Genomic DNA, 2,489 nt, shown 5'->3' on the forward strand with positions numbered 1-2,489 from the left:
TGCTTCTGGAACGACAACCAGATCAACATCATCGACACCCCCGGGCACGTCGACTTCACCGTCGAGGTGGAGCGGTCGCTGCGCGTGCTCGACGGCGCCGTTGCGGTGTTCGACGGCAAGGAAGGCGTCGAGCCGCAGTCCGAGCAGGTGTGGCGTCAGGCCGATAAGTACGGCGTGCCTCGGATCTGCTTCGTCAACAAGATGGACAAGCTCGGTGCGGACTTCTACTTCACCGTGCAGACCATCAAGGACCGTCTCGGCGCCAAGCCGTTGGTCATCCAGCTCCCGATCGGCGCCGAGGACACCTTCGAGGGCATCGTCGACCTGGTCGAGATGCACGCCAAGGTCTGGAAGGGCGAGACCAAGCTCGGCGAGAAGTACGAGATCGAAGAGATCCCGGCCGATCTGAAGGAGAAGGCCGAGCAGTACCGCCAGGAGCTGCTCGAGACCGTCGCCGAGTCGGATGAGGCGCTGCTGGAGAAGTTCTTCGGCGGCGAGGAGCTCTCGATCGAGGAGATCAAGGGCGCCATCCGCAAGATGACGGTCAACTCCGAGCTCTACCCGATCCTGTGCGGTTCGGCGTTCAAGAACAAGGGCGTGCAGCCCATGCTCGACGCCGTGATCGACTACCTGCCGACCCCGCTGGACGACGGTGGCACCGACGGCCACGTCCCGGGCAAGGAAGAGGAGATCATCCACCGCGATGCGAACACCAGCGAGCCGTTCTCGGCGCTGGCGTTCAAGATCGCCGTGCACCCCTTCTTCGGCAAGCTGACCTACGTCCGCGTCTACTCGGGCAAGGTCGACTCCGGCGCCCAGGTCATCAACTCGACCAAGGGTAAGAAGGAGCGTCTGGGCAAGCTGTTCCAGATGCACTCCAACAAGGAGAACCCGGTCACCGAGGCCGTCGCGGGCCACATCTACGCGGTCATCGGCCTGAAGGACACCACCACCGGCGACACCCTGTGCGATCCGCAGAACCAGATCGTGCTCGAGTCCATGACCTTCCCGGACCCGGTCATCGAGGTCTCGATCGAGCCCAAGACCAAGTCCGACCAGGAGAAGCTGGGCACCGCGATCCAGCGTCTGTCCGAAGAGGACCCGACCTTCTCGGTCAAGCTCGACCAGGAGACCGGCCAGACCGTCATCGGCGGCATGGGCGAGCTGCACCTCGACATCCTCGTGGACCGCATGCGGCGCGAGTTCAAGGTCGAGGCGAACGTCGGCAAGCCGCAGGTGGCCTACCGCGAGACGATCACCAAGCCGGTCGAGAAGCTCGAGTTCACCCACAAGAAGCAGACGGGTGGCTCCGGTCAGTTCGCGAAGGTCATCATCGCCGTCGAGCCGTTCGTCGGCGAGGACGGCGCGACCTACGAGTTCGAGAACAAGGTCACCGGTGGCCGCGTGCCCCGCGAATACATCCCTTCGGTGGACGCGGGTGCGCAGGATGCCATGCAGTACGGTGTGCTCGCGGGCTACCCGCTGGTGAACCTGAAGGTCACGCTGCTCGACGGCGCTTACCACGACGTCGACTCGTCGGAAATGGCCTTCAAGATCGCTGGCTCGCAGGCCCTGAAAGAAGCGGCCCGTAAGGCCGGTCCGGTGATCCTCGAACCGCTGATGGCGGTCGAGGTCATCACGCCCGAGGATTACATGGGCGATGTGATCGGCGACCTGAATTCCCGCCGTGGCCAGATCCAGGCCATGGAGGAACGCAGTGGTGCCCGTGTCGTCAAGGCGCTGGTTCCGCTCTCGGAGATGTTCGGTTACATCGGTGACCTGCGGTCGAAGACCCAGGGCCGGGCGAACTACTCCATGGTGTTCGATTCGTACGCGGAGGTTCCGGCCAACGTGTCGAAGGAGATCATCGCCAAGGCGACCGGCGAATAAGTCGATGGGGGCAGGTGCAAGACTTGTCCCTATCAGCCGGGAGTCATGCACGACCCCCAATATGTAAATCGCACTGCTGCAACTGCACGCACCAACAAGTCCAGGAGGACACCAAGTGGCGAAGGCGAAGTTCGAGCGGACGAAGCCGCACGTCAACATCGGCACCATCGGTCACGTCGACCACGGCAAGACCACGCTGACCGCAGCGATCACCAAGGTGCTGGCTGACAAGTTCCCGGATCTGAACGAGAGCTTTGCCTTCGATCAGATCGACAAGGCGCCGGAGGAGAAGGCTCGTGGTATCACGATCAACATCTCCCACGTCGAGTACCAGACGGAGAAGCGCCACTACGCGCACGTCGACGCGCCGGGTCACGCCGACTACATCAAGAACATGATCACCGGTGCGGCGCAGATGGACGGTGCCATCCTCGTGGTCGCCGCGACCGACGGCCCGATGCCGCAGACCCGTGAGCACGTGCTGCTCGCCCGTCAGGTCGGTGTGCCCTACATCCTGGTCGCGCTCAACAAGGCCGACATGGTCGACGACGACGAGATCCTCGAGCTCGTCGAGATGGAGGTCCGCGAGCTGCTGGCCT

The 2,489-nt window shown here is 63.3% G+C and carries 2 protein-coding genes; both read left to right on the top strand.

Translation table 11 applies throughout. The annotated features are described in order from the left end of the window. Nucleotides 1-1,890: elongation factor G (gene fusA / locus NP3_RS42830; protein ID WP_063047417.1), on the top strand; the 1,890-nt coding region annotated here is incomplete at its 5' end. Nucleotides 1,891-2,005: 115 nt separating this feature from the next. Continuing rightward, a partial coding sequence (locus NP3_RS42835) for a GTP-binding protein (protein WP_157124926.1) occupies nt 2,006-2,489 on the top strand: 484 nt, incomplete at its 3' end.

This window comes from Nocardia pseudovaccinii NBRC 100343, assembly GCF_001613225.1.
In the GTDB taxonomy this organism is placed as follows: domain Bacteria; phylum Actinomycetota; class Actinomycetes; order Mycobacteriales; family Mycobacteriaceae; genus Nocardia; species Nocardia pseudovaccinii.